We start from the raw sequence: 22671 nt of genomic DNA, 5'->3' as shown, positions 1-22671 counted from the left end.
ACCCGAGACCGAGGACACCACTCATGACCGCCACCCAGTCCGAGACGCCGCAGGCCACCGCCGCCGGCGTCGGCCGCATCGCCCGAGTGATCGGTGCCGTCGTCGACGTCGAGTTCCCGGCCGGCCAGATCCCCGAGGTCTACAACGCGCTGAAGACCACCCTCCAGCTGCCGGGGCAGGAGCAGGCCGCCGAGATCACGCTCGAGACCGCCCAGCACCTCGGCGACAACCTCGTGCGCGCCATCGCCCTCAAGCCGACGGACGGCCTCGTCCGCGGCGGCGAGGTGCGCGACACGGGCGCCCCGATCTCCGTGCCCGTCGGCGACGTGACCAAGGGCCACGTCTTCGACGTGACCGGCGAGCCGCTCAACCTCGCCGAGGGCGAGACCCTCGAGGTCACCGAGCGCTGGCCGATCCACCGCAAGCCCCCGCGGTTCGACGAGCTCGAGGGCTCGACCACGATGTTCGAGACCGGCATCAAGGTCATCGACCTCCTCACCCCCTACGTCCAGGGTGGAAAGATCGGCCTGTTCGGCGGCGCCGGCGTCGGCAAGACGGTCCTCATCCAGGAGATGATCCAGCGCGTCGCGCAGGACCACGGTGGTGTGTCGGTGTTCGCCGGTGTCGGCGAGCGCACCCGTGAGGGCAACGACCTCATCGAGGAGATGGACGACGCCGGGGTCTTCGACAAGACCGCCCTCGTGTTCGGCCAGATGGACGAGCCGCCGGGCACCCGCCTGCGCGTCGCCCTGTCCGCCCTGACGATGGCGGAGTACTTCCGCGACGTCCAGCAGCAGGAGGTGCTGCTGTTCATCGACAACATCTTCCGCTTCACGCAGGCGGGCTCCGAGGTCTCCACGCTGCTCGGCCGCGTCCCCTCGGCGGTGGGCTACCAGCCGAACCTCGCGGACGAGATGGGCCAGCTCCAGGAGCGCATCACCTCGACCCGCGGCCACTCGATCACCTCGCTGCAGGCGATCTACGTGCCCGCCGACGACTACACCGACCCGGCGCCGGCCACGACGTTCGCGCACCTCGACGCGACGACCGAGCTCTCGCGCGACATCGCCTCGCGCGGTCTCTACCCGGCCGTGGACCCGCTGACCTCGACCTCGCGCATCCTCGCGCCGGAGTTCGTGGGCCAGGAGCACTACGAGGTCGCCACCCGCGTGAAGTCGATCCTGCAGAAGAACAAGGAGCTGCAGGACATCATCGCGATCCTCGGCGTCGACGAGCTCTCCGAGGAGGACAAGGTCACGGTGGCCCGCGCGCGCCGGATCGAGCAGTACCTCTCGCAGAACACCTACACCGCCATCAAGTTCACCGGTGTCGAGGGCTCCACGGTGCCGGTCGCCGAGACCGTCGAGGCGTTCAAGCGCATCGCGGACGGCCAGTACGACCACGTGCCGGAGCAGGCGTTCTTCAACATCGGCGGGATCGAGGACCTCGAGCGCGCATGGTCCAAGATCCAGGCCGACGAGCGCTGACGTGGCGGGCAACGGATCGCTGACGGTCGACGTCGTCTCCCCGACCGGGGTGCTCTGGTCGGGCGAGGCGTCCTCGGTCGTGGTGCCCGCCGCGGCCGGCGAGCTCGGCGTGCTGCCGGGCCGCGAGCCCGTCCTCGCCGTGCTCACGCAGGGGACGGCCCGCGTGACGTCCGGCGGGTCCACGGTCAGCCTCGACGTCCACGGCGGTTTCGTGTCGGTCGACGACGACGTGGTGACGGTGGTCGTGTCCGACGCCTCGACCGGCGCCGGGTCGCTCTCGGTCGAGGGCGCCGCGGACGACTCGACACTCGCCTAGGTCGCGATGCCGCGCACCGGATGGTTGGTGGTCCTCGGGATCCTCGCCGTCCTCGTGCTGTGCGCGGCCGTGGCGTGCGCGGTGCTGTGGCGCGCGCTGCGTCTCTACCGCAGGGGCGGCACCGTCGAGTGCCGCCTGCGCGTGGGGGAGGACCGCTGGCGCCGCGGGCTCGCACAGCTCGGGGCGCGTCAGCTCCTCTGGTACCAGTTGGCGTCCCTCTCGCCCGGACCGCGGCTGCGGATGGAGCGCTCGGCGCTCGAGCTGCTCGGGCACGACCGGCGGCCGCCGGACCCCGGTGGCCGCGCGGTGGTCGAGACCCGGCTCTCGGACGGGCGGGTGACCGCCGAGCTGCGCATGGCGCCGTCGGCGATGCAGGGTCTCATCGGGTGGAGCGAGGGCGCCCCGCCCCGGGTCCGCGAGACCTGAGCCGCACTCTCGAACGGTCGGTGGGGTGCGGGGCGCGTGATCCGCACCGCCCGTCCCAGCCGCTGCTCCCTGCGCCGCGGGGCCCGGGGTAGCGTGGCTCGCTGTGCGTACCGTCTTCGCCCGCTGCTCCGTCGACTACTCGGGACGGCTCGCGGCGCACCTGCCGCTGGCCCCGCGCCTCATCATGGTCAAGGCCGACGGCTCGGTCCTCGTCCATTCCGACGGCGGCAGCTACAAGCCGCTCAACTGGATGACCGCGCCGTGCACCCTCAAGGAGCGTGAGCCCGACGAGGCGGAGGCCGCCGACGGCACCGCCCTCGTGTGGGAGGTCAGCGCCGCCAAGACGGACGACCGGCTCGTCGTGCGTCTCCATGAGGTCATCTCGGACACGAGCGTCGAGCTCGGCGTCGACCCGGGCCTGGTCAAGGACGGCGTCGAGTCCCATCTCCAGGCGCTCCTCGCCGAGCAGGTCGAGCTCCTCGGCGACGGTCACCGGCTCGTGCGGCGCGAGCACCCCACGCCCATCGGCCCCGTCGACCTCCTCGTGCGCGACCCGGCCGGCGCCGCCGTGGCGGTGGAGATCAAGCGCGTGGGCGGGATCGACGGCGTCGAGCAGCTCACCCGCTACCTCGAGCTCCTCGGCCGGGACCCGCTGCTGAGCCCGATCTCCGGGGTGTTCGCGGCGCAGCAGATCAAGCCGCAGGCCCGCACGTTGGCCGAGGACCGGGGGATCCGGTGCCTCGTCCTCGACTACGACGCGATGCGCGGGGTCGACGACGTCGACTCGCGCCTGTTCTAGGGAACGCCGTGACCACGCTCGCCCCCGGCACCTGGCTCGCGCCCGACGCAGCCGCCCTCGTCACCGCGCACGAGTCCCTGCTCGACGACGACGCCGCGGCCCGCGCCTTCGCCGCCGAGGTCGGGCGCGTGCGGGCGCAGGGGCGCACCCCGGTGGTCGTCCTCGGGCCCGGGGCCGACACCACGCGCGCGGGCGTCGCGCGCCGGGCGGAGCTTTCGCGTGCCGCTACGGAGCTGGCCGACGACGAGGGCGCGGTGTGGCTCACCGGCCGCGACCCGCTCGGCGCCGCGCGCGCCGCGGGGGGCGGCGACGTGGGCGCGACCCTCGCGGCCCTGCACCACGCGCTGCTCGGTCACGGCGCCGCGGCGGAGGCGCTGCGGGACGCGGGCGCCGGCGTCGTCGGGACGTCCGTCCACCTCGAGGTGACGCGCGCCGCCGATCCCGGGTCGGTGCACGACCTCGCGGCGGCGCACGAGGTCGACCTCGTGAGCAACCACCTCGTCCTCGGCCCGCTGCTCGACGGCACGTACCCGGTCGAGGCGCGCGCGGCCACCGCGCCGGCCCCCTGGGACCACGTCCGCCCCGGCGACCTCGTCGCGATCCGGCGGGGGCTCGACGTCCTGCTCGTCGAGCACGCGGGGACGCGCACGGTGCGGCGGGCCGGCGGACGGTCGGGCGCCGGTGGGGGAGCGGCTGCCGGCGGAGGGGCGGGCATCCCCGCGGACGCACGGGGCGGTGGCCCGTCCGCGCCTGCCGCCGTCGTGCGCCGTTCCGACGCGCCCGGCGCCGACGACGTCGAGCTCGTCCACACCGCCGAAACCCCGGGCGGCCGCTCCGTGGACGCCGGCGGCCTGTACGAGGTGCTCACGGCCCTCGACAACGCCTACCTCGGCACCCCGTTGCTCGCGCTCGTCGCCACGGGGACCGGCGAGGTGGGGGACGGGGACGGGCTCGCCGCGCACGAGTCGGCCGCCCGCCGCGCCGCGGAGGACGGTGCGGACGTGCGCGGGATCGTCACGGTGGTGCGCTGATGGCCCGCAACCGGCGTTCCGGCAAGCGGCCGTACTCCTCCGAGCACGTGCCGCTCGACATGGACCGGCTCGCCTCGGTGCCGCGGCAGGAGGCCGGTCCCGGCGGCGAGGAGTTCAAGGTCCGCACCGTCCGCTCGTCGGACAAGACCTACCGCTGCCCGGGCTGCGACCAGGAGATCCTGCCCGGGACCTCGCACGTGGTGGCCTGGCCCGCCGAGCACATCTGGGGCGTGGACGCCGGCGCGGAGGACCGTCGGCACTGGCACACCGCCTGCTGGCGTGCCCGGGGGACCCGGCGGCCGACACGGCGGCGCTGAGTCGGGTCGCTCGGCGGGGCTGAGCCTGCTCGCCCGGCGTACGCGGCAGCCTCCGTCGCCCGCGGCCCGGCAGCGATCCGCGACGGTCCGGCGTTGCCTCCCGTCGACTCCGCACCTCCACGGCTGGCCGCGGCGGCCGAGCGGTGGGACCCTGACGGCATGAGCATGCTCGCCGCCCACCCCCACGGCCCCGCGGACGGCCTCCCGCTCGTCCTCCTCCACGCGTTCCCGCTCGATGCGCGCATGTACGACCGCGCCCTGTCCCACCTCGGCGACGTCCCGGTGCTCGCGCTCGACTCGCCCGGCTTCGGCGACTCGCCGGGCCCGGCCGAGGTGGCCGACGCCGTCGACTGGGCCGGCGGCCCCTCCCTCGAGCTGGTGGCCCGGGCCGTCCTCGCCGCGCTCGACGCGCGCGGCGTCGACCGGTTCGTCGTGGCCGGCACCTCGATCGGCGGCTACGTCTCCATGCGGCTCGCCGCGCTCGCCCCGGAGCGGCTCTCGGGCGTCGGTCTCCTCGACACGAAGGCGGCCCCGGACACCGACGAGGCGCGGGCCAGGCGCGAGCGCCTGGCCGCCGACGTCCTGGGGCCGGCGGGGGTGTCCGCCGTCATGCCGACGCTCGGTGGCCTGCTCGGACCGACGACGGCGGATCGTTCGCCGGAGCTCGTCGACCTCGTCGCGCAGTGGGCGGGGGAGGCGACCCCGGACGGCGTCGCGTTCGCCGCGCGCGCGATGGCGGAGCGGCCCGACTCGCTCGCCGACCTGCGCGCCCTGGGGGAGCGGGGCGTCCCGGCCCTCGTGCTGCGCGGGGTCGAGGACGGCCTCGCCTCCGACGACGACGCCCTCGACATGGCCGAGGCGCTGCGCACCGAGGTCCTCGAGGTCGACGGCGTCGGGCACCTCGCCCCGCTCGAGGACCCGGAGGCGGTCGGCCGGGCGCTGCGCGACCTCCACGAGCGGGCGGCCACAGCGGCGGCGTGACCGCCGGAGCGGCCGAGGACGGTGCGGTCGGCCGGAGGGCCGAGGGCCCTGGCGGCGCGAGGTCCGGGGCGGCCGTAGGGTGACGCGGTGACCACCGCGAAGATCCGCCCCGCGACCGTCCTCGACGCCGAGGCCCTGGCCGAGCTGCACGCCCGCGTCTGGCGCGCGACCTACGCCGACTCGGTCGACGCCGCGTGGCTCGACGCGCGCCTCGCGCGGTACCCGGAGATGTGGGCGGAGCTCCTCGCGGAGGACGAGGCGGCGCCGACCTGGCTCGCCCACCGCGACGGACGCGCGGTCGGGTTCGCCCGCGCCACCGCGGTCGGTGCCGGTCACGTGCGCCCGCTCGAGCTCGAGTCGATCTACCTCGACGTCGACGAGCAGGGCAGCGGCACGGCCGACAACCTCATGCAGATGGCGCTCGGTGACGCGCCGGCGTCCCTGTGGGTGTGGGACGGTCAGGCCCGGGCCCGGGCGTTCTACCGCCGCCACGGGTTCGTCGAGGACGGGGAGACCGGCGCGTTCGGGCCGCTGCCGACCGTGCGGATGGTGCGCTGAGCGGAGGCGTCAGGCGCGCTGCTCGTCGTCGGCGGGGGTGTCGGCGGTGTCGTTCGCCGAGGAGGTGCGGTCCTCGGCCGGTGACGCCGCGTCCTCGGCGTCGGTCTCGGCCCCAGCGGCGTCGTGCTCGGCTCCCGAGGCATTCTCATCGGCGTCCTCGTCCGCGGGCTCCTCGGTCGTCGGGTGCTCGACCGTCGCGTGGTGGTCGGCGGGCCGGTCGTCGTCGGACACGTCGTCGGTGCCTTCGGATGTGGATCCCAGGGCATCGGCGTCGGCGGTGCGGTCCGTCGTCGGGCCGGGGGCGGCGGCCGCCGCGAGGGCGTCGTCGGCCCGGGCGGCCGCGGACGTGCCGTCCGTGGCGCCGACCTCGACGACCTCGTGGAGCGCGCGTCGGATCTGCTCGAGGTACTCGGTGAGCAGGGTGTGGCGCTGCTCGAGGCGGGCGACCTCGACCCCGGCGCCGATGCGCGACCGGTCGGCCTCCTCGGCGGCGTCGCCGCGGGTGCGCTCGGCCTCCTCGCGGGCCTCGGCGAGCAGGCGCTCGGCCTCCTCGGTGGCCTCGGAGACGCGGAACCGGGCCTCCTCGTCGGCCTCCCGGGTCACCTCCTCGGCGAGCGTGAGCGCCTGGGCGGCCCGACGCTCGGCCTCGTCAGCCCGCTGCTCGGCCTGCTCGACGGCCTGGACCCGCGCGATGGTCGCCGCCTCGTGCGCGGCGGCGAGGTCGCGCTCGGCACTCGCCCGGGCGGACGCCAGCTCCTCGGCGGCAGCGGTGCGGGCGAGCCCGAGCTCGCGCTCGAGGTCGGCGCGCCGCGTGATCTCCTCGGCCTCGATCTCGCGGCGGATCGACGCCACCCGGCGCTCCGCCGCGGTCAGCAGCTCCTCCGCCCGGACCTCGGCGTCCTGCACGCGGGCCGCGGCCTCGGACTCGGAGCGGGAGGTGAGCAGGTCGGCCGCGCGCCGGGCGTCGCCGAGGACAGCCGCCGCCTCGCGCTCGGAGCGCTCGCCGAGCCGGTCGGCCATCGACTGCGCGCGTTCCGTCGTGCGACGCGCGTCCTTCTCCGCCTGCTCGACGACCTCGTTGGCCTGCTGCTCGGCCGCCGAGAGCAGGTGGGCGGTGCGCGAGCCGAGCCCGGCGTAGGTCGGCGTCCCCGACTCAGCCAGCTGGCCGCGGACGTCCTCGAGCTCCGTGGTCAGGCGCAGGACGCGGGCGTCGAGGCTCTCGACGTGCTCGCGCGCGGCACCGAGCCGGCTCGTGAGGTCGTTGATGCGGTGGTCGACCTGGGCGCGGTCGTAGCCCCGCATGACGACGGGGAAGCTGGCCTGCTCGTCCATGACGGTCCTCACGGTCGGGGAGCGCCCGGGTCGTGCTGCGGGCACGTCACGGGCAGGTATCGGCGACCAGGGTACGTCGCCGCCGGGCGGCCGCGCCCGGGCGTGGGCCGTCACACCCTCCGCGCGCGGCTATCACGCCGTATCCTGTCCAGTCGACCCGTGTCGCCGCCGGCGGCCGCCGACCGGAAGGACGCCCGCCCCGTGATCCGACGCATCCTCGCGGCCCTTCTCGCCGTCCTCGGCGTGACCGCGATCGTCCTGGCGGTCATGTCCGCCACCACCTGGAAGGACGAGGACCACCTCACGGCGACGCTCCCCGAGCGGCCGGGCACGCCGATCCTCACCACGGACCCGGGCGTCCTCGAGATGGGCGCCGACCAGGTGACGATCACGTTGACCGCCGACCCGGGCGAGGAGATCTGGTACACGATCACGCCCACCGACCGGGTGACGGAGTGGGTGGGGGACGGCGAGCGCACGTCCGTCAGCGGCCTGCTCTCGCGCACCGAGCTCGACTCGAGCACCGCGGGCACCGAGTCCCCGGTCCCGCACCCCGGCGGCTCCGACATGTTCCGGGACGCGGAGACGGCCACCGGCGAGGTGGAGATCGAGTGGACCGCCGAGCCGGGCCGGCACACCCTGTTCGCCGTGGTCGACGGCGAGGCCGACGCCCCGTCGATCACCCTGTCCTGGCCCCGCGAGGTGTCCACCCCCTACCTCGTGCCCGGCCTGATCGTCGGCGGCGTGCTCCTGCTCACCGCGCTCGCCCTGCTGCTGTGGCCGTCCCGGCGTCGGGACGTGGGCGTCGCGGGTGACGGCGAGGGCGTTGCCGTCCCGGTCTCGCCCGAGCCGGCCGTCGACGACGACGTGGCGGCCACGCGCGCGGAGTCCGGCGCCTACGCCGCGGCGCCGGCCGCGGGGCACCCGACGACGGACCCCTACGCCCCCTCCGTCGACACCAGCCACGGGGCCGAGGCGGACGGGACCGACGACGACGAGCGCGGCGCGGCAGAGGACCGGTCCGAGGCAGCCGGGTCCGACGACCGATCCGGCGACCGATCCCGTGACCGCGCGGAGGGTGCTCGCGAGGCGGGCACCACCGCGTCGGGCGGCCGCGGTGCCGCGGCAGCCGTCGCCGGTAGCGCTGCGGCCGGGGCCGGTGCGGCCCTCGCCGGAGCGAGCAGGTCCGCCGGCGGCCGTTCGTCGTCGTCGCCCTTCGCCCCGAAGGACGACGAGACCGAGGACATCCCCGTCGCCGACCCGGTCGACGTCTCGCCCGAGGCCGTCGACGCCGCGCTGAGCGCGGACATGGCGGACCTCGCGCGCCGCGAGCGCGAGGGCGAGTCCTTGCGCCGTCACGAGCGTCGCGTGCTCGCCGAGGCGCGACGCGAGACCCGCGAGGACCTGAGGACCGGCGTCGACACGCCCGTCCGCGACGAGCTGCGCTCGGCCGGGTCGGCCCGCGGCGCCGGGATCCTCCCGTACTCGCCCCGCGCGGACGAGCTCCGCGTGGCACCGGGCGACGACGCCGCGCAGGCCGAGGAGACCCCGACCGCCCCGGTCGAGGACCAGGCGCTCGCCGACGCCGAGGCCGCCCGCGCCGCCGGTCGGCCCCTGTCCCGCCGCGAGCGGCGCGCGCTGGACCGTCGGGCACGGCTCGGCGGCCCGGCCGGCGCGGCCGACGCTCCCGCCCTCGGCGGGGACGAGTCATCGACTGCGACCGACGCCTCCACCCCCACCGGCGTCGGGACGACCGAGCAGACCACGACCGACGACCCCGCCGCGCCCGGCACCGACCGGGCGGCCGACGGCGACGACACGACCACCCCGACGCCCGGCCACGGCCGGTCGACGGACGACGAATGGCGCGACCTGTGGGGCTTCGGCCCCAAGGACGCCACCGAGAACCGGAGGTGACGCGATGAACCGCCGCACCACGACCACCCTTGCCGTCCTGCTCTCGGCCGGCCTGATCGCCGGCTGCACCGAGGGGGAGGAGGAGCTGCCGACCCCGGACGCGTCGTCGGAGAGCCCGTCCGACTCGGCCGGCCCCGCGCTCGACCAGGAGACGATGCAGGTCGTCCTCGACGGCATCTCGACCTCGGTCGAGGAGGCCGACGAGGCGCAGGACCCCGAGCTCCTGCGCGAGCGCGTGATGGGTCCGGCCCTGCGCCTGCGCTCGGCCGAGTACCGGATCGCCGAGGCGACGGGCGGCACGGTCCAGCCCGACCCGCTCTCGCTCGACACCCAGGTCGACATCGTCGGCGGCAGCCAGGAGTACCCGCGCGTGGCGATGGCCGTGAGCCAGATCCCCGACGGCTCGAACCTGCCCCTGCTGCTCACGCTCGCCACCTCCGACGTGCGGGACAACTACCGCCTGTGGTCGTGGGTCGAGCTCTTCCCCGGCGCGACGGTCCCGGAGACGCTCTCCCCGGACGTCGGCGCCGACGCGCTCACCCCCGACGACGACTCGCTGGCGCTGAGCCCAGCCGAGGTCGTCGACGCGTACGCCCAGCTGATCTCGGACCCCGAGGGCTCTCAGGCCGACACGTTCGCGCCCGACGAGTTCCGCTCGGACGTGTTCGCCGAGACCGCCGGCCTCAACGAGGCGGTCTCCGCCGCGGGGAACGCCACCGTGTCGGCGGAGCCCGTCGTCGACGGCCCGCTCTCGCTGCAGACCGTCGAGGGCGGCGCGATCGTCGTCGGCGTCATCCGCACCACCACCACGGTGACGAAGACGGAGCCCGAGGGCACGCTCACCGTCGGCGGCGTGTTCGGCGACCTGCTCGGCAACGACGGCGTGGTCGAGGACGAGGTGAGCGCGATCGCCCAGGTGTCGGTCGCCTTCCACGTCCCGTCCGCCGAGGCGGAGGACCAGACGATCGAGGTCCTCGGCGCGACGTCGGTGCTCACCGAGGCGGTCGCGTCCGGCCAGTCCGTGGTCGAGTCGCCGTCGGAGTCGCCGACGGAGTCCGGCTCGGAGTCCGCCTCCGAGGGCTGATCCCGCATCCGCCGGGCGCGCGGCTCCTGACGGCAGGGGCGGGTGCGTCCGGCTGATCGCCGGCCCTGATGTGGGCGCCGGTCGTCGTCGTGCTCCGCTGTGGGCCAAGACTGCTGCGCGAGGCGGCCGGATCGGGGGACAATGGCCGCATGTCTCAGCCCTCGCTCTACGGTGCCGTCGACCTGTCCGCCCTTGCTGCGCCCGCCGCCCCGGCCGGGGGTGGTGCCGCGCCCGCCACGGACCCGAACGGGCTCGTCGTCGACCTGACCGAGGAGCTCCTCGGCGAGGTCGTCCAGCGCTCCCAGGAGCTGCCGGTGCTCGTCGCGATCCTCTCCGCGCGCGCCCAAGGGTCGGACGACCTGCGCGCCACGCTCGAGACGCTCGTGCGCGAGCAGGGCGGCCGGGTCCAGCTCGCCGTGGTGGACGGCGACGCGCAGCCGCGCATCGCGCAGGCGCTGCAGGTCAGCCAGGTGCCGTCCGTCGTCGCCCTCATGGGCGGGCGCCCGATGCCCCTGTTCACCGGCAACCCGCCGGCGGACCAGCTGCGGCCCGTCATGTCCGAGATCCTCACCGTCGCCGAGCAGAACGGGCTGACCGGCCGCCTGCCGGTGGGCGAGGGGGACGAGGCGCCCGCCGAGCCGGAGCCCGAGCCGCTGCCGCCGCTGCACGCCGAGGGCGTGGCCGCGATCGAGCGGGGCGACCTCGACGCCGCCGCCGAGGCCTATCGCAAGGCGCTCGCGCAGAACCCGAAGGACGCCGAGGCGATCTCGGCGCTCGCCCAGGTCTCGTTGGCCCGCCGGCTCGCGGAGGTCGAGGACCCGCAGGAGGCGGTCGCGGCCGGGAACGCGGAGGGAGCCGGGGTGGACGCGCAGCTCGTCGCGGCCGACGTCGAGATCGTCTCCGGCGATGCGACCGCCGCGTTCGGCCGGCTGGTCGGCGTGGTGCGCCGGACCGCGGGGGACGAGCGCGAGACCGTGCGGAAGCGGTTGCTCGAGCTGTTCGACGTCCAGGGGACGGCTGATCCCGAGGTCGCGAAGGCGCGTCGCCTGCTCGCCAGCGCGCTGTACTGATGCCCGCTGCTGCGTCGGCGGTCGTCGTCCGGCCGTGCACGGATGCGGACCTTGAGGTCCTGGTCCGCGTGTGGCCGACCTCCGGCGTGCACGAGGCGCACGTCGCGCGGGCGGCGTCCGGCGATGCCAGCTACCTCGTCGCGTGGGACGGCGAGGAACCGCTCGGCTCGGGATTGGTGCGGTGGACCGGGCCGGTCGGGGAGAACGCCGCGGCAGCGTTCCCGTCCGCGGTGGAGATCTGCCACCTCCAGGTGCGTGAGGGGGCTCGCGGCCGCGGCGTCGGAACCGCGATCATCCACCGTGCCGAGGTGCTCGTCGTCGACGCCGGCGCAGTGACCGTCGCGGTTGGTGTGTCGGTCGACAATCCCGGAGCCGAGCGGATCTACGAGCGCCTGGGGTACCGACGCGCCGGCGTCAAGGACGTCTCGAGGTACTCCTGGACCACGCCGTCGGGCGAGGTCCGCCACGAGGTCGAGGTCGACCGGCTGCTCGTCAAGGAGCTCGCCTCACCTCAGGTTCGAGGTGACGCCGCACCTGCCGCTCAGCCCTGAGGCGTCGCCTCCCCGCCGACCGGCTCCAGCCAGATGGCCGACAGCGCCGGCACCCGCAGGGTGATCGACCGGGACCGGCCGCTCCACGGGGTGTCGGTGGCGACCTGGTCGCCGGTGTTGAGGATCCCGGAGCCGCCGAACCGTTCGTCGTCGGTGGTGAGGATCTCGCGCCACGCGGAGCTGCCCGGCACGTTGTCCGGCACGCCCACGCGGTAGTCCTCGTGGGCGGTGCCGGCGAAGTTGACGACCACCATCACGTGGTCCGTGCCGTCGGCCGAGCGGCGCAGGTAGGTGAGCACGTTGTGGTCGCCGTCCCCGGCCTCGATCCACTCGAAGCCCTCGGGCCGGAAGTCCTGCGACCACATGGCGGGCCGCTCGCGGTAGACGCGGTTGAGCTCGTGGACGAGCTGGACGATCGCGTCGTGCTCCGGCTGCTGGGCCTGCGCCCAGTCGAGCCCGGTTCCCTCGTTCCACTCGGCGCCCTGGGCGAACTCCTGCCCCATGAAGAGCAGCTGCTTGCCCGGGTGGGACCACTGGTAGCCGAGCAGGGCGCGCACGCCGGCCCGCTGCTGCCAGTAGTCGCCGGGCATCTTCGCGAGCAGGGACCCCTTGCCGTGCACGACCTCGTCGTGGCTGATCGGCAGGATGAACTGCTCCGAGTAGGCGTAGACCATGGAGAACGTCAGCTCGCCGTGGTGGTAGCGGCGGTTGATCGGCTCCTCCGCGAGGTAGCGGAGGGTGTCGTTCATCCACCCCATGTTCCACTTGAGGCCGAACCCGATGCCGCCGGCCGAGGTCATCGCGGTGATGCCGGGCCACGCGGTGGACTCCTCGGCGATCATCATCACGCCGGGCGAGCGGCGGTACGCGGTCGCGTTGGTCTCCTGGAGGAAGCTGATCGCCTCGAGGTTCTCGCGCCCGCCGCGCTCGTTGGGCCGCCAGCGGCCGGGCTCGCGGGAGTAGTCGAGATAGAGCATCGAGGCGACGGCGTCGACGCGCAGGCCGTCGACGTGGAACTCCTCGAGCCAGTACGTGGCGTTGGCGACGAGGAAGTTGCGCACCTCGCGGCGCCCGTAGTTGAAGACGTACGTGCCCCAGTCCGGCTGCTCGCCGCGCAGCGGGTCCGGGTCCTCGTACAGGGCGGTCCCGTCGAAGCGGGCGAGCGCGAAGGAGTCCTTGGGGAAGTGCGCCGGGACCCAGTCGACGATGACGCCGATGCCCGCACGGTGGAGGGTGTCGATGAGGAACCGGAGCTCGTCCGGCGTGCCCATGCGGGAGGTCGGGGCGTAGTAGCCGGTGACCTGGTAGCCCCACGACCCACCGAACGGGTGCTCGGCCACGGGCATGAGCTCGACGTGCGTGAAGCCGAGGTAGGTGACGTGCTTGACGAGCTCGTCCGCGAGCTCGACGTAGCTGAGCCCGGGCCGCCACGAGGCGAGGTGGACCTCGTAGACCGAGATCGGTCCGGCGTGCGGGTCGGAGGCGGAGCGCGCGGCCATCCACTCGTCGTCGCGCCAGGTGTACTCCGTCTCCGTGACGACGGACGCCGTGGCGGGCGGGACCTCGGCGCGGCGGGCCATCGGGTCGGCCTTGTCGACCCAGTGACCCTCGGGCGTGCGGATCTGGAACTTGTACCGCTGCCCGGCCGCGACGCCGGGGACGAACAGCTCCCACACGCCCGAGCCACCGAGCGAGCGCATCGCGTGGCGGCGGCCCTCCCAGCCGTTGTGGTCGCCGACCACGCGGACGGCCTGCGCGTTGGGGGCCCAGACGGTGAACGAGACGCCGGTGACCTCGCCGAGGACGGAGGGGAAGCGGCGCACGTGTGCGCCGAGCGCCGTCCACAGGGTCTCGTGCCGGCCCTCCGCGATGAGGTGGAGGTCGACCTCACCGATCGTGGGCAGGAACCGGTAGGGGTCGTCGACGACGGTCCGCTCGCCGGCGTGCGTGACCTCGAGCCGGTAGTCGGGCACGGCGGTGCCGGGCAGGAGCGCGGACCAGATGCCGCCGTGCTCGTGCTCCGCGGGGACCCGTCCCTCGGCGGTGACGATCGTGACGGCGTCGGCGAGGTGCGCGAGGGCGCGGATCGTCACGCCCTCGGCACCGGGGTGGGCGCCGAGCACCGAGTGCGGGTCGTGGTACGTCCCTTCCGCGACTGCGGCGAGGACGTCTGCGTGGACGGCGGCGGGTTCGGCGCTCATGCCGTCATTGTTCCCCACCGCGTCGCCCGGGGCGCTTCGAACGGACAGGAGAGTGCGCAGGCCGTCGAGCGGGACGTCGAGCCAGTCGGGGCGGTAGCGGGCCTCGTAGTCGATCTCGTAGAGCGCCTTGGCGACCTCGGAGGCGTCGAGCAGCGGGCCGCGGACGGAGCGGCCCGCCACGGACTCCCAGCCCGCGACGAACGAGCGACGCGCGCCGGCGGCCCACGCGCGCGTGGCGGCCGGTTCGGCGCCGGCCGCGCGGGCGGTCCCCGCGGCGTAGTCGAACGAACGCAGCATCCCGGCGACGTCGCGCTCCGGGGTGTCCGGCAGGCGGCGGTCCGCCAGCGACCGCAGCGGCTCGCCCTCGAAGTCGAGCACCACCCAGCCGCGGCCGGGCACGTCGAGGACCTGGCCGAGGTGGAGGTCGCCGTGGATGCGCTGGAGCACCGGCCAGTCGGCCTCGACGCCGCCGGCGACCGCGGAGCGCACCTTCTCGGCGAGCCCGCCCACCTCGGGGGCGCTCGCGCTCGCGCGCGCCAGGCGCTCCTCGACCTCGGCGGTGAGCGAGTTGCGCGCCCCCGAGCCGGGGACGGCGGTGCCGAGGGTGAACAGGTGCCGGTGGATCTCTCCGACGACGGCGCCGAGCGCACGTGCCCGCGCGCGGAAGTCGGTCCCGGTGCGGGCCGACTCGACGGCGACCTCCCACGCGTCGTCCGCGCCCGCGAGGAACTCGGTGGCGACGGCGACGTGCCCGGAGGCGTCCCGGCCGGCCGCGTCCTGGCCTCCGTCCTCGTCCCCGGTCCGCCACGTCCCGGCGAGCGCGCCGACCACCCGCGGCACCGCGGTCGATCCCGCGCCGGACACGGCGGCGGTGAGCTCGGCGTCGGGGTTGGCCCCGGCGTCGAGGACGCGGAAGACCTTGACGATGACCGGGGCCGCGTCCTGACCGGCGGCCGGGCCGACGACGATCGAGGAGTTCGACTGCTCGCCGGTCAGCAGCCGGCCGTCGCCGGCCGGCAGGGTCGCCGTGTCCGCGGGCTCGGCGTCCAGGCCCGGGGCGTCGACGTCACCCGCGATCGCGCCCAGCACGAGCCGGCCGAACAGCGGGTCCTGGGGTGCGTCGTAGATCCACCGCTCGCCGAGCTCGGAGTGGGTGGTCCGGGCCACGAGCCCGGCGTCGTCGGCCAGCGGCTCGCCCCGGTAGGTGAGGGGGACGAGGTAGACGACGCGCTCGGGCCCGGCGTCGTCGCGGAGCATCCACCACTCGATGCCGACCTCGCCGTCCGGGTCCTCCAGGCGGGCGGAGCCCACCTTCGACAGCACCGGGTCCGCCCCGCCGCGGTACCACCGCTGGCGGGCGATCCACGGGGGGAGGAACGTCTCGAACCCGGGGGTGACGGTCGGCATCAGTGCTCCTTCGTGTCCGTCGGTTCCTCGGTGCCGGCGCCGCTCGCCTCGTGCCCGGAGGTGCTCTCCTCGCCGCGCTCGGCCGCGTCGCGGGCGGCGACCGCCTCCTCGACCGGGGACAGCTCGGCGCGGTCGTCGGGCAGCGGTGGGGTGGGCCCGGCGGTGATCCCGGCGTCGAGTCCCGGGAACATGCCGGTGGTCGGCCGGCGCGTCGGCATCGGCGGCGTGCTCGGCGCGGTGCGCGGCGACGACCCGGGGTAGGAGGGGCCGGTGGCCACGCTCGGCGGCCCCTGGAAGTCGGGGTGCGGCTCGTCGGTCCGGCCCTCGAGCGGCGCGGCCGGCGAGGTGCCGGGCCGGGTGAACTCGAGCCAGAAGAAGTCCCGCGAGCCGAGCGTGAGCTCGAGCGTCCCGTCGGCGCCGACCGCCGGGAACCGGGCGCCGCCGAACACGTCGGTCGCCTCCCAGCCCGCGTGCTCGGGGATCTCGACCTGAGCGGTGCGCGGTGTGTTGGCGAGGTTGGAGACGCACAGGACCGTGCTGTCGAGGCTCGAGCGGGTGAACGCAAGGACGGCCTCGTTGTCCACGTCGCGGGGGACGAAGTCGCCGTCGCCGAACACGGGGAAGCGCCGGCGCACGTCGAGCATGCCCCGCACCCAGTGCAGGAGCGAGGTGGGCTGGGCGAGCTGGGACTCGACGTTGACGGCCGTGTACGTGCTGACGAGCGACTGGACGACGGGCAGGTAGAGCCGCCCGGGGTCCGGCGCGGTCGAGAACCCGGCGTTGCGGTCGGGCGTCCACTGCATCGGCGTGCGGACGGAGTCGCGGTCGTTGAGCCAGATGTTGTCGCCCATCCCGATCTCGTCCCCGTAGTAGAGGTAGGGGGAGCCGGGCAGGGACAGGAGCAGGGCGTTCGCGAGCTCGAGCTCGGCGCGGGAGTGGCCCAGCAGCGGGGCGAGCCGACGTCGGATGCCGACGTTCGCGCGCATGCGCGGGTCCTCGGCGTACCAGCCGTACATGGCCGCGCGCTCCTCCGTGCTCACCATCTCGAGCGTGAGCTCGTCGTGGTTGCGCAGGAAGGTCGCCCACTGGGCGCCCTGGGGAAGCTCGGGCGTGGCCGCGAGGATGTCCCGGATCGCCGAGGCCCGCTGGTCGCGCAGCGCGTAGAAGATCCGCGGCATGACCGGGAAGTGGAAGCACATGTGGCACTCGGGCGCCTCGGGGGTGCCGTAGTAGTCCACGACGTCCTCGGGCCACTGGTTCGCCTCGGCGAGCATGAGCGTGCCGGGGAACTCGGCGTCGATCATCGTGCGCAGGGAGGCGAGGAACTCGTGCGTGCGCGGGAGGTTCTCGCAGTTGGTCCCCTCCTCCTCGAAGAGGTAGGGCACCGCGTCGAGCCTGAAGCCGTCCACACCCCGGCGCGCCCAGAACCGCACGACGTCGAAGATCGCCTCCTGCACCGCCGGGTTCTCGTAGTTGAGGTCCGGCTGGTGGGAGAAGAACCGGTGCCAGAAGTACTGGCGGCGCACCGGGTCGAACGTCCAGTTCGACTCCTCGGTGTCGACGAAGATGATCCGGGCGTCCTGGTACCGCTCGTTGGAGTCGGACCACACGTAGTAGTCGCCGTACGGCCCGTCCGGGTTGTTGCGCGAGGCCTGGAACCACGGGTGGGCGTCCGAGGTGTGGTTGGCGACCACGTCGATGAGGATGCGGATCCCGCGGGCGTGCGCCTCGGAGATCAGGTCGTCGAAGTCCTCGAGCGTGCCGTACTGCGGGTCGACCGCGGTGAAGTCGGCGACGTCGTACCCGCCGTCGCGCTGCGGGGACGGGTAGAACGGCGGGATCCACAGGCAGTCGACGCCGAGCCACTGGAGGTAGTCGAGCCGCGAGGTGAGCCCGCGCAGGTCGCCGATGCCGTCCGCCGTGCTGTCGGAGAACGTCTTGACGTAGACCTCGTAGAAGACGGCGGTGCGGTACCACTCCGGGTCGTCGGACAGCCCGGGGCGGCCCGCGCCCACCGCGTCGTCGGGCAGGTCGGGGATCGTGGGCGCGCTCATCGCAGCACCGTCAGCACGTGGGCGGTGCGCTCGGAGGGCGTGAGGCGCACGTACGGGCTCGCGCCCCACTCGTAGACGGCGCCGTCGAGCTCGTCGCGGACGGTGAGCACGTGGGCGTCCGGGCCGGTGCCAGGGGCGACCTCGATGCCGAGGGCCTCGAGGTCGAGGTGGACGAGGCCGTCGCGGGTCGTGAACGGGTCGAGGTTGGCCACGACGATGACCGTGTCCTGCTCACCCGTGGGCGACTGCTCGGCCGGCAGGTGCCGCGAGAACGCGAGGATCTGGTCGCTCGTGGTCTCGTGGATCGCCACGTTGCGCAGCCGCTGCAGGGCGGGGTGCTCCCGGCGGGCGCGGTTGAGGGTGCGCAGCAGCGGGGCGATGCCGCGGACCTCGTCCTGGCTGTGGTCGCGGGCCTTGAGCTCGTACTTCTCGTTGTCGACCTGCTCCTCGGCGCCCGGCCGCGGCACGTTCTCCACGAGCTCGTAGCCGGAGTAGATGCCCCACGTGGGCGAGCCGGTGGCCGCGAGGACGGCCCGCACGGCGAACGCCGCCGCGCCGCCCTGCTGCATGTACGGCGTGAGGATGTCGTGCGTGGTCGGCCAGAATGCCGGGCGCATGTGCGTGTCGGTCTCGTGGGCCACCTCCACCAGGTAGGTCTCGAGCTCCTCCTTGGTGGTGCGCCACGTGAAGTACGTGTAGCTCTGGTGGAAGCCGATGGCGCCGAGGGTGCGCATCATCGCCGGGCGCGTGAACGCCTCGGCGAGGAAGACGACCTCCGGGTGGCGCGCGTGGAAGTACGTGAGGATCCGGTGCCAGAAGTCGAGCGGCTTCGTGTGCGGGTTGTCGACCCGGAACAGGGTGACCCCGTGGTCGATCCACGTCTGCAGGACGTCCCGGACGGCGGTGTAGATGCCCTCGGGGTCGTTGTCGAAGTTGAGCGGGTAGATGTCCTGGTACTTCTTCGGCGGGTTCTCGGCGTACGCGATCGACCCGTCGGCGCGCGTGGTGAACCACTCGGGGTGCTCGGCGACCCACGGGTGGTCCGGCGAGGCCTGGAGCGCCACGTCGAGCGCGACCTCCATCCCGAGGCCGCGCGCACGCGAGACGAAGTGGTCGAAGTCGGCGAACGTGCCGAGCTCGGGGTGGATCGCGTCGTGCCCGCCCTCGGGGGAGCCGATGCCGTAGGGGGACCCCGGGTCGCCGGGCTCCGCGCCCAGGGTGTTGTTGCGGCCCTTGCGGTTCGTCGTGCCGATCGGGTGGATCGGGGTGAGGTAGACGACGTCGAACCCCAGGTCCGCGATCCGCGGCAGGTCCTCCTCCGCCGTCCGCAGCGTGCCCGAGACCATCTGCCCGGTGGCCGGGTCGCGGTAGGCGCCCGTCGAGCGCGGGAAGATCTCGTACCAGGAGCCGACGAGGGCCTTGAGGCGGTCGACCTGGAGCGGGTAGGTGGCCGACGGCGAGAGGAGGTCCCGCAGCGGGGCCGCCTCGAGGACCGCCTGCACCTCGTCCGAGGTCGCGCGCACCATGCGCTCGCCCGGGGTGAGGGAGTCGTCGGCGAGGGTGGCCGCGGCGCGCAGGAGCACGTCCCGGTCGGCGGCGGGGCGGTCCTCCTCGGCGGCGCGGGTGAGCACGATCGCGCCCTCGGCGAGCATGAGGTCGACGTCGACGCCCGCCTCGATCTTCACCGTCGCGTCGTGGATCCACGTGCCGACCGGGTCGGACCACGCCTCGACCCGGAACGACCAGTCGCCCGGCTCGTCCGGCGTCAGCCAGGCCTCGAGGCGGTCGAGACCCGGCGCGACGTCGACCATCCGCGCGCGCGAGTGCTCCGAGCCGTCCGGGCGCAGGAGCACCGCGGTGGCGCCGAGCAGGTCGTGGCCCTCGCGGAAGACGGTCGCCGAGATCGGCAGCGCCTCCCCGGCCGTGGCCTTCGCCGGCCAGCGGCCGTCCTCGATGACCGGGGCGACCTCGACCACGGGGATCCGTCCGATCGGCACGAAGGCTGCGGGCGCGGGCGGACGGGCGGAGGCGGGCCAGGGGGTCAGCGGGCCGGTCGACCCGGGCGCGGAGATGGACGCGGGAGGCTGCGTGTGGCTCACGCAACCAACCTACCGAGTCGCTCGCGCGCGTGCGTCCGCTCACGCTCCCGGCGGGTGCCCCCGTGCATCGAGATTGCGGTTCGTCGTCGTCGAGATTGCGGTTCGTGCGCGTCGAGACTGCGGTTCGTGCACGTCGAGACTGCGGTTCGTGGACGTCGAGACCGGGCGGTCTCACGTGGTCGGGGCCCCGACCGCACGCTCGACGAACGGGCGCCCCTGGTCGAGCGCGGGATGCGCGCACCACCCGCAGTCTCGATGAATCTGGTCGAGAGTGCGGCTCGGGACGCCCTGCGGCAGCCACGGTGGCCGGCCCGGGTGAACGTCGTGCGACCTCTCGGAGGACGCCCTGCAACACGACAGAAACGGGACAAGCGAACGGATAGGCTCGTCCCCGTGAGAGCCATCCGCCGTTTCACGGTCCGCACCGTCCTCCCCGAGGCGCTCGCGCCTCTCGACACGCTCGCCACGAACCTGCGCTGGTGCTGGCACGAGCCCACCCGCGCCCTGTTCGAGTCGTTCGACCCGACCGTGTGGTCGGAGGTGCACGAGGACCCCATCCGCCTCCTCGGCGCGCTCCCGCGCACGCGTCTCGACGAGCTCGCCGCCGACCCCGAGGTCGTCGCCCGCGTCCGCGAGCTCGACGCCGACCTCGCCACCTACATGAGCGAGCCCCGCTGGTTCCAGACCGAGGGCCCGGCGGACAAGCCCGCCGCGATCGCCTACTTCTCTGCCGAGTACGGCATCACCTCCGTGCTGCCGCAGTACTCGGGTGGCCTCGGCATCCTCGCCGGCGACCACCTCAAGTCGGCCTCCGACCTCGGCGTGCCGATCGTCGGCGTCGGGCTCCTGTACGGGGCCGGCTACTTCAAGCAGTCCCTCACGCGCGAGGGCTGGCAGCACGAGACCTACCCGCTGCTCGACCCGGACAACCTGCCGCTCGTCCTCCTGCGCGAGCCCGACGGCACCCCGTCGCGCGTCGAGCTCACCCTGCCGGGCGGCCGCACGCTGCGCGCCCAGGTGTGGGTCGCGCAGGTCGGCCGCGTCCCGCTGCTCCTGCTCGACTCCAACGTCCCCGACAACGACGAGCGCGAGCGCAAGGTGACGGACCGCCTCTACGGCGGCTCGGCCGAGCACCGCCTCGAGCAGGAGCTGCTCCTCGGCATGGGTGGCGTGCGGGCCGTGCGCCTGTACTCCCGCCTCACCGGTGCGCCGGAGCCCGAGGTCTACCACTGCAACGAGGGCCACGCCGGGTTCCTCTCGGTCGAGCGCATCCGCGAGCACGTCCAGGCGGGCGGCCTCGACTTCGGCGCCGCCCTCGAGTCCGTCCGGGCCGCCACCGTGTTCACCACGCACACGCCCGTGCCCGCCGGCATCGACCGGTTCTCCCGCGAGCTCGTCTCGACCTACTTCGGCGGCGACGCCTCGATCCCCGGCGTCGGGCTCGACGACATCCTCGCCCTGGGCGCCGAGGACTTCGAGGGCGGCAACCCCGAGGTCTTCAACATGGCCGTCATGGGCCTGCGCGTCGCGCGCCGCGCCAACGGCGTGGCCAAGCTCCACGGCTCCGTCTCGCGCGGCATGTTCGCTCAGCTGTGGCCGGGCTTCGACGTCACCGAGGTGCCGATCACCTCGGTGACCAACGGCGTCCACGGGCCGACCTGGGTCGATGCCTCGTTCGCCGCGAAGGCGACGAAGCGGCTCGGCGAGCGCTCGCTGACCTTCGGCGAGGGCTGGGAGCGCACCGAGGCCGAGGGCGGGTTCTCCGACCTCGAGCTGTGGGAGACCCGCAACGAGCTGCGCGGCAAGCTCGTCACGAGCGCCCGCGAGCGGCTCCGCAAGGCGTGGCTCGACCGCGGCGCCTCGCCCGCCGAGCTCGGCTGGACGGCCGACGCGCTCGACCCGAATGCGCTGACGATCGGGTTCGCGCGCCGCGTCCCGACCTACAAGCGGCTCACGCTCATGCTCAAGGACCCCGAGCGGCTCACTCGCCTGCTCACGGACCCCGAGCGGCCCGTCCAGATCGTCGTGGCCGGCAAGTCGCACCCCGACGACGAGCCCGGTGTCGGCCTCATCCAGAAGTTCGTCACGTTCGCCGACCAGGTGGGCGTGCGCGACCGCATCGTGTTCCTGCCGAACTACGACATCGCGATGGCGCAGACCCTCATGCCGGGCTGCGACGTGTGGCTCAACAACCCGTTGCGCCCGCTCGAGGCCTCGGGGACGTCGGGCATGAAGTGCGCGATCAACGGCGCGCTCAACCTCTCGATCCTCGACGGCTGGTGGGACGAGATGTACGACGGCGTCAACGGCTGGGCGATCCCCACCGCCGACGGCGTGGAGGACACCGAGCACCGCGACAACCTCGAGGCGGCCGCGCTGTACGACCTCCTCGAGAACGTGGTCGTGCCCCGCTTCTACGACCGCGACGAGGACGGTGTGCCCGCCCGCTGGATGGAGCAGGTCCGCCACACGCTCGCCACGCTCGGCCCGAAGGTGCAGGCCACCCGGATGCTCCGCGACTACGTCGAGGAGCTCTACACGCCGGTCGCGGCGGCGGGCCGACGGCTCGACGGCGCCGACGAGTACCGCGGCGCCAAGGAGCTCGCGCGCTGGAAGCGCAAGGTCCGCTCCGCGTGGCCGGCCGTGCGCGTCGACACGGTCGACGCGCACGACGTCCCCGACGTCGTCAAGGTCGGCGACTCCATCAAGGTCTCGGCCACGGTGGCGCTCGGGGAGCTCGCGCCGGAGGACGTCCTCGTGCAGGTCGTGTCCGGTCGGGTCGACGACTCCGACGAGCTCGGCGACCTCACCGTCACCCCGCTCGCGCACCGCGGCAGCATCGACGGCCGGCACACGTTCGGCGGCGACGTCACCCTCGACACCGCCGGCGCGTTCGGCTACTCGGTCCGGGTCGTCCCGCAGCACGAGCTGCTCGACGGCGTGACCGAGCTCGGTCTGGCGGCCTCCGCCCAGGGCTGATCACCACGACGACGAACGGGGGCCCGGCCGTGCGGCCGGGCCCCCGTTCGTCGTTCGTGGGG

Annotated in this window: 17 protein-coding genes; 13 read left to right on the top strand and 4 right to left on the bottom strand. The window is 74.3% G+C overall.

All coding sequences use genetic code 11. From position 1 onward, the window contains the following. Window positions 1-23: 23 nt before the first annotated feature. The 8 genes from atpD to AC24FB_RS03655 all read left to right on the top strand — a co-directional run bounded on the left by atpD (window position 24) and on the right by AC24FB_RS03655 (window position 5915). Window positions 24-1487 (top strand): F0F1 ATP synthase subunit beta, encoded by a 1464-nt coding sequence (gene atpD / locus AC24FB_RS03690; protein ID WP_425714527.1) that lies wholly within the window; start codon window positions 24-26, stop codon window positions 1485-1487. Between the two features lies 1 nt (window position 1488). Beyond that, the gene (locus AC24FB_RS03685) at window positions 1489-1803 is read left to right on the top strand and encodes a F0F1 ATP synthase subunit epsilon (RefSeq protein ID WP_425714526.1); all 315 of its coding nucleotides are present in this window, start codon (window positions 1489-1491) and stop codon (window positions 1801-1803) included. 6 nt (window positions 1804-1809) lie between these two features. Next, window positions 1810-2229, top strand: a complete 420-nt coding sequence (locus AC24FB_RS03680) for a DUF2550 family protein (protein WP_425714525.1) — start codon at window positions 1810-1812, stop codon at window positions 2227-2229. 103 nt (window positions 2230-2332) lie between these two features. Continuing rightward, the gene (gene nucS / locus AC24FB_RS03675) at window positions 2333-3028 is read left to right on the top strand and encodes an endonuclease NucS (protein WP_425714524.1); all 696 of its coding nucleotides are present in this window, start codon (window positions 2333-2335) and stop codon (window positions 3026-3028) included. An 8-nt stretch (window positions 3029-3036) separates the two neighbouring features. Next, the gene (locus AC24FB_RS03670) at window positions 3037-4059 is read left to right on the top strand and encodes a family 1 glycosylhydrolase (RefSeq protein WP_425714523.1); all 1023 of its coding nucleotides are present in this window, start codon (window positions 3037-3039) and stop codon (window positions 4057-4059) included. Then, complete coding sequence (locus tag AC24FB_RS03665) at window positions 4059-4376, top strand: hypothetical protein (protein WP_425714522.1); 318 nt, start codon at window positions 4059-4061, stop codon at window positions 4374-4376. Before AC24FB_RS03670 ends, AC24FB_RS03665 begins: the two co-directional genes overlap by 1 nt. 159 nt (window positions 4377-4535) lie before the next feature. After that, window positions 4536-5357, top strand: coding sequence for an alpha/beta fold hydrolase (locus tag AC24FB_RS03660; RefSeq protein ID WP_425714521.1), 822 nt, complete (start codon window positions 4536-4538; stop codon window positions 5355-5357). 87 nt (window positions 5358-5444) lie between these two features. Continuing rightward, complete coding sequence (locus AC24FB_RS03655; RefSeq protein WP_425714520.1) at window positions 5445-5915, top strand: GNAT family N-acetyltransferase; 471 nt, start codon at window positions 5445-5447, stop codon at window positions 5913-5915. 9 nt (window positions 5916-5924) lie between these two features. On the opposite strand, the gene AC24FB_RS03650 is transcribed toward AC24FB_RS03655, so the two are convergent. Continuing rightward, window positions 5925-7247, bottom strand: coding sequence for a coiled-coil domain-containing protein (locus AC24FB_RS03650; RefSeq protein ID WP_425714519.1), 1323 nt, complete (start codon window positions 7245-7247; stop codon window positions 5925-5927). A 201-nt stretch (window positions 7248-7448) separates the two neighbouring features. On the opposite strand from AC24FB_RS03650, the gene AC24FB_RS03645 reads away from it, so the two are divergent. From AC24FB_RS03645 to AC24FB_RS03630, 4 genes are all read left to right on the top strand, one after another. Continuing rightward, the gene (locus AC24FB_RS03645) at window positions 7449-9164 is read left to right on the top strand and encodes a hypothetical protein (RefSeq protein WP_425714518.1); all 1716 of its coding nucleotides are present in this window, start codon (window positions 7449-7451) and stop codon (window positions 9162-9164) included. Window positions 9165-9168: 4 nt separating this feature from the next. Beyond that, window positions 9169-10248, top strand: a complete 1080-nt coding sequence (locus tag AC24FB_RS03640) for a DUF8094 domain-containing protein (RefSeq protein WP_425714517.1) — start codon at window positions 9169-9171, stop codon at window positions 10246-10248. A gap of 149 nt (window positions 10249-10397) precedes the next feature. Beyond that, the gene (locus AC24FB_RS03635) at window positions 10398-11318 is read left to right on the top strand and encodes a co-chaperone YbbN (RefSeq protein WP_425714516.1); all 921 of its coding nucleotides are present in this window, start codon (window positions 10398-10400) and stop codon (window positions 11316-11318) included. Next, on the top strand, window positions 11318-11869 hold the full coding sequence (locus tag AC24FB_RS03630; protein WP_425714515.1) for a GNAT family N-acetyltransferase: 552 nt from the start codon (window positions 11318-11320) through the stop codon (window positions 11867-11869). Before AC24FB_RS03635 ends, AC24FB_RS03630 begins: the two co-directional genes overlap by 1 nt. On the opposite strand, the gene glgB is transcribed toward AC24FB_RS03630, so the two are convergent. Genes glgB through AC24FB_RS03615 form a run of 3 tightly spaced genes read right to left on the bottom strand, consistent with a single transcriptional unit; the run spans window position 11860 to window position 19630 of the window. Further along, window positions 11860-15477 carry a 1,4-alpha-glucan branching protein GlgB gene (gene glgB / locus AC24FB_RS03625; RefSeq protein WP_425714514.1) on the bottom strand — a complete coding sequence of 1206 codons (3618 nt, stop codon included), beginning with the start codon at window positions 15475-15477 and terminating at the stop codon, window positions 11860-11862. The two genes, AC24FB_RS03630 and glgB, sit on opposite strands and share 10 nt — an antisense overlap. Continuing rightward, entirely contained in the window at window positions 15477-17531 is a 2055-nt protein-coding gene (gene treS, locus AC24FB_RS03620) for a maltose alpha-D-glucosyltransferase (protein WP_425714513.1), read from the bottom strand. The genes glgB and treS overlap by 1 nt, the downstream gene beginning before the upstream one ends. Continuing rightward, window positions 17528-19630, bottom strand: coding sequence for an alpha-1,4-glucan--maltose-1-phosphate maltosyltransferase (locus AC24FB_RS03615; protein ID WP_425714512.1), 2103 nt, complete (start codon window positions 19628-19630; stop codon window positions 17528-17530). Before AC24FB_RS03615 ends, treS begins: the two co-directional genes overlap by 4 nt. A gap of 393 nt (window positions 19631-20023) precedes the next feature. Between AC24FB_RS03615 and glgP the strand changes: the two genes are divergently transcribed. Next, a complete protein-coding gene (gene glgP / locus AC24FB_RS03610) occupies window positions 20024-22609 on the top strand; it encodes an alpha-glucan family phosphorylase (RefSeq protein WP_425714511.1) in 2586 nt (861 codons plus the stop codon). The last annotated feature ends 62 nt before the right edge of the window (window positions 22610-22671 follow it).

Source organism: Georgenia sp. Z1344 (assembly GCF_057652375.1).
Note: the sequence above shows the minus strand (reverse complement) of the source record. Positions and strands in the feature narration are given on the sequence as shown.

What these genes read in the sequence shown, in the direction of transcription:
- atpD (WP_425714527.1), top strand. Translation starts at nt 24, where the DNA reads ATGACCGCCACCCAGTCCGAGACGCCGCAGGCCACCGCCGCCGGCGTC.
- AC24FB_RS03680 (WP_425714525.1), top strand. Translation starts at nt 1,810, where the DNA reads ATGCCGCGCACCGGATGGTTGGTGGTCCTCGGGATCCTCGCCGTCCTC.
- AC24FB_RS03665 (WP_425714522.1), top strand. Translation starts at nt 4,059, where the DNA reads ATGGCCCGCAACCGGCGTTCCGGCAAGCGGCCGTACTCCTCCGAGCAC.
- AC24FB_RS03660 (WP_425714521.1), top strand. Translation starts at nt 4,536, where the DNA reads ATGAGCATGCTCGCCGCCCACCCCCACGGCCCCGCGGACGGCCTCCCG.
- AC24FB_RS03650 (WP_425714519.1), bottom strand. Translation starts at nt 7,247, where the DNA reads ATGGACGAGCAGGCCAGCTTCCCCGTCGTCATGCGGGGCTACGACCGC.
- AC24FB_RS03640 (WP_425714517.1), top strand. Translation starts at nt 9,169, where the DNA reads ATGAACCGCCGCACCACGACCACCCTTGCCGTCCTGCTCTCGGCCGGC.
- AC24FB_RS03635 (WP_425714516.1), top strand. Translation starts at nt 10,398, where the DNA reads ATGTCTCAGCCCTCGCTCTACGGTGCCGTCGACCTGTCCGCCCTTGCT.
- AC24FB_RS03630 (WP_425714515.1), top strand. Translation starts at nt 11,318, where the DNA reads ATGCCCGCTGCTGCGTCGGCGGTCGTCGTCCGGCCGTGCACGGATGCG.
- glgB (WP_425714514.1), bottom strand. Translation starts at nt 15,477, where the DNA reads ATGCCGACCGTCACCCCCGGGTTCGAGACGTTCCTCCCCCCGTGGATC.
- treS (WP_425714513.1), bottom strand. Translation starts at nt 17,531, where the DNA reads ATGAGCGCGCCCACGATCCCCGACCTGCCCGACGACGCGGTGGGCGCG.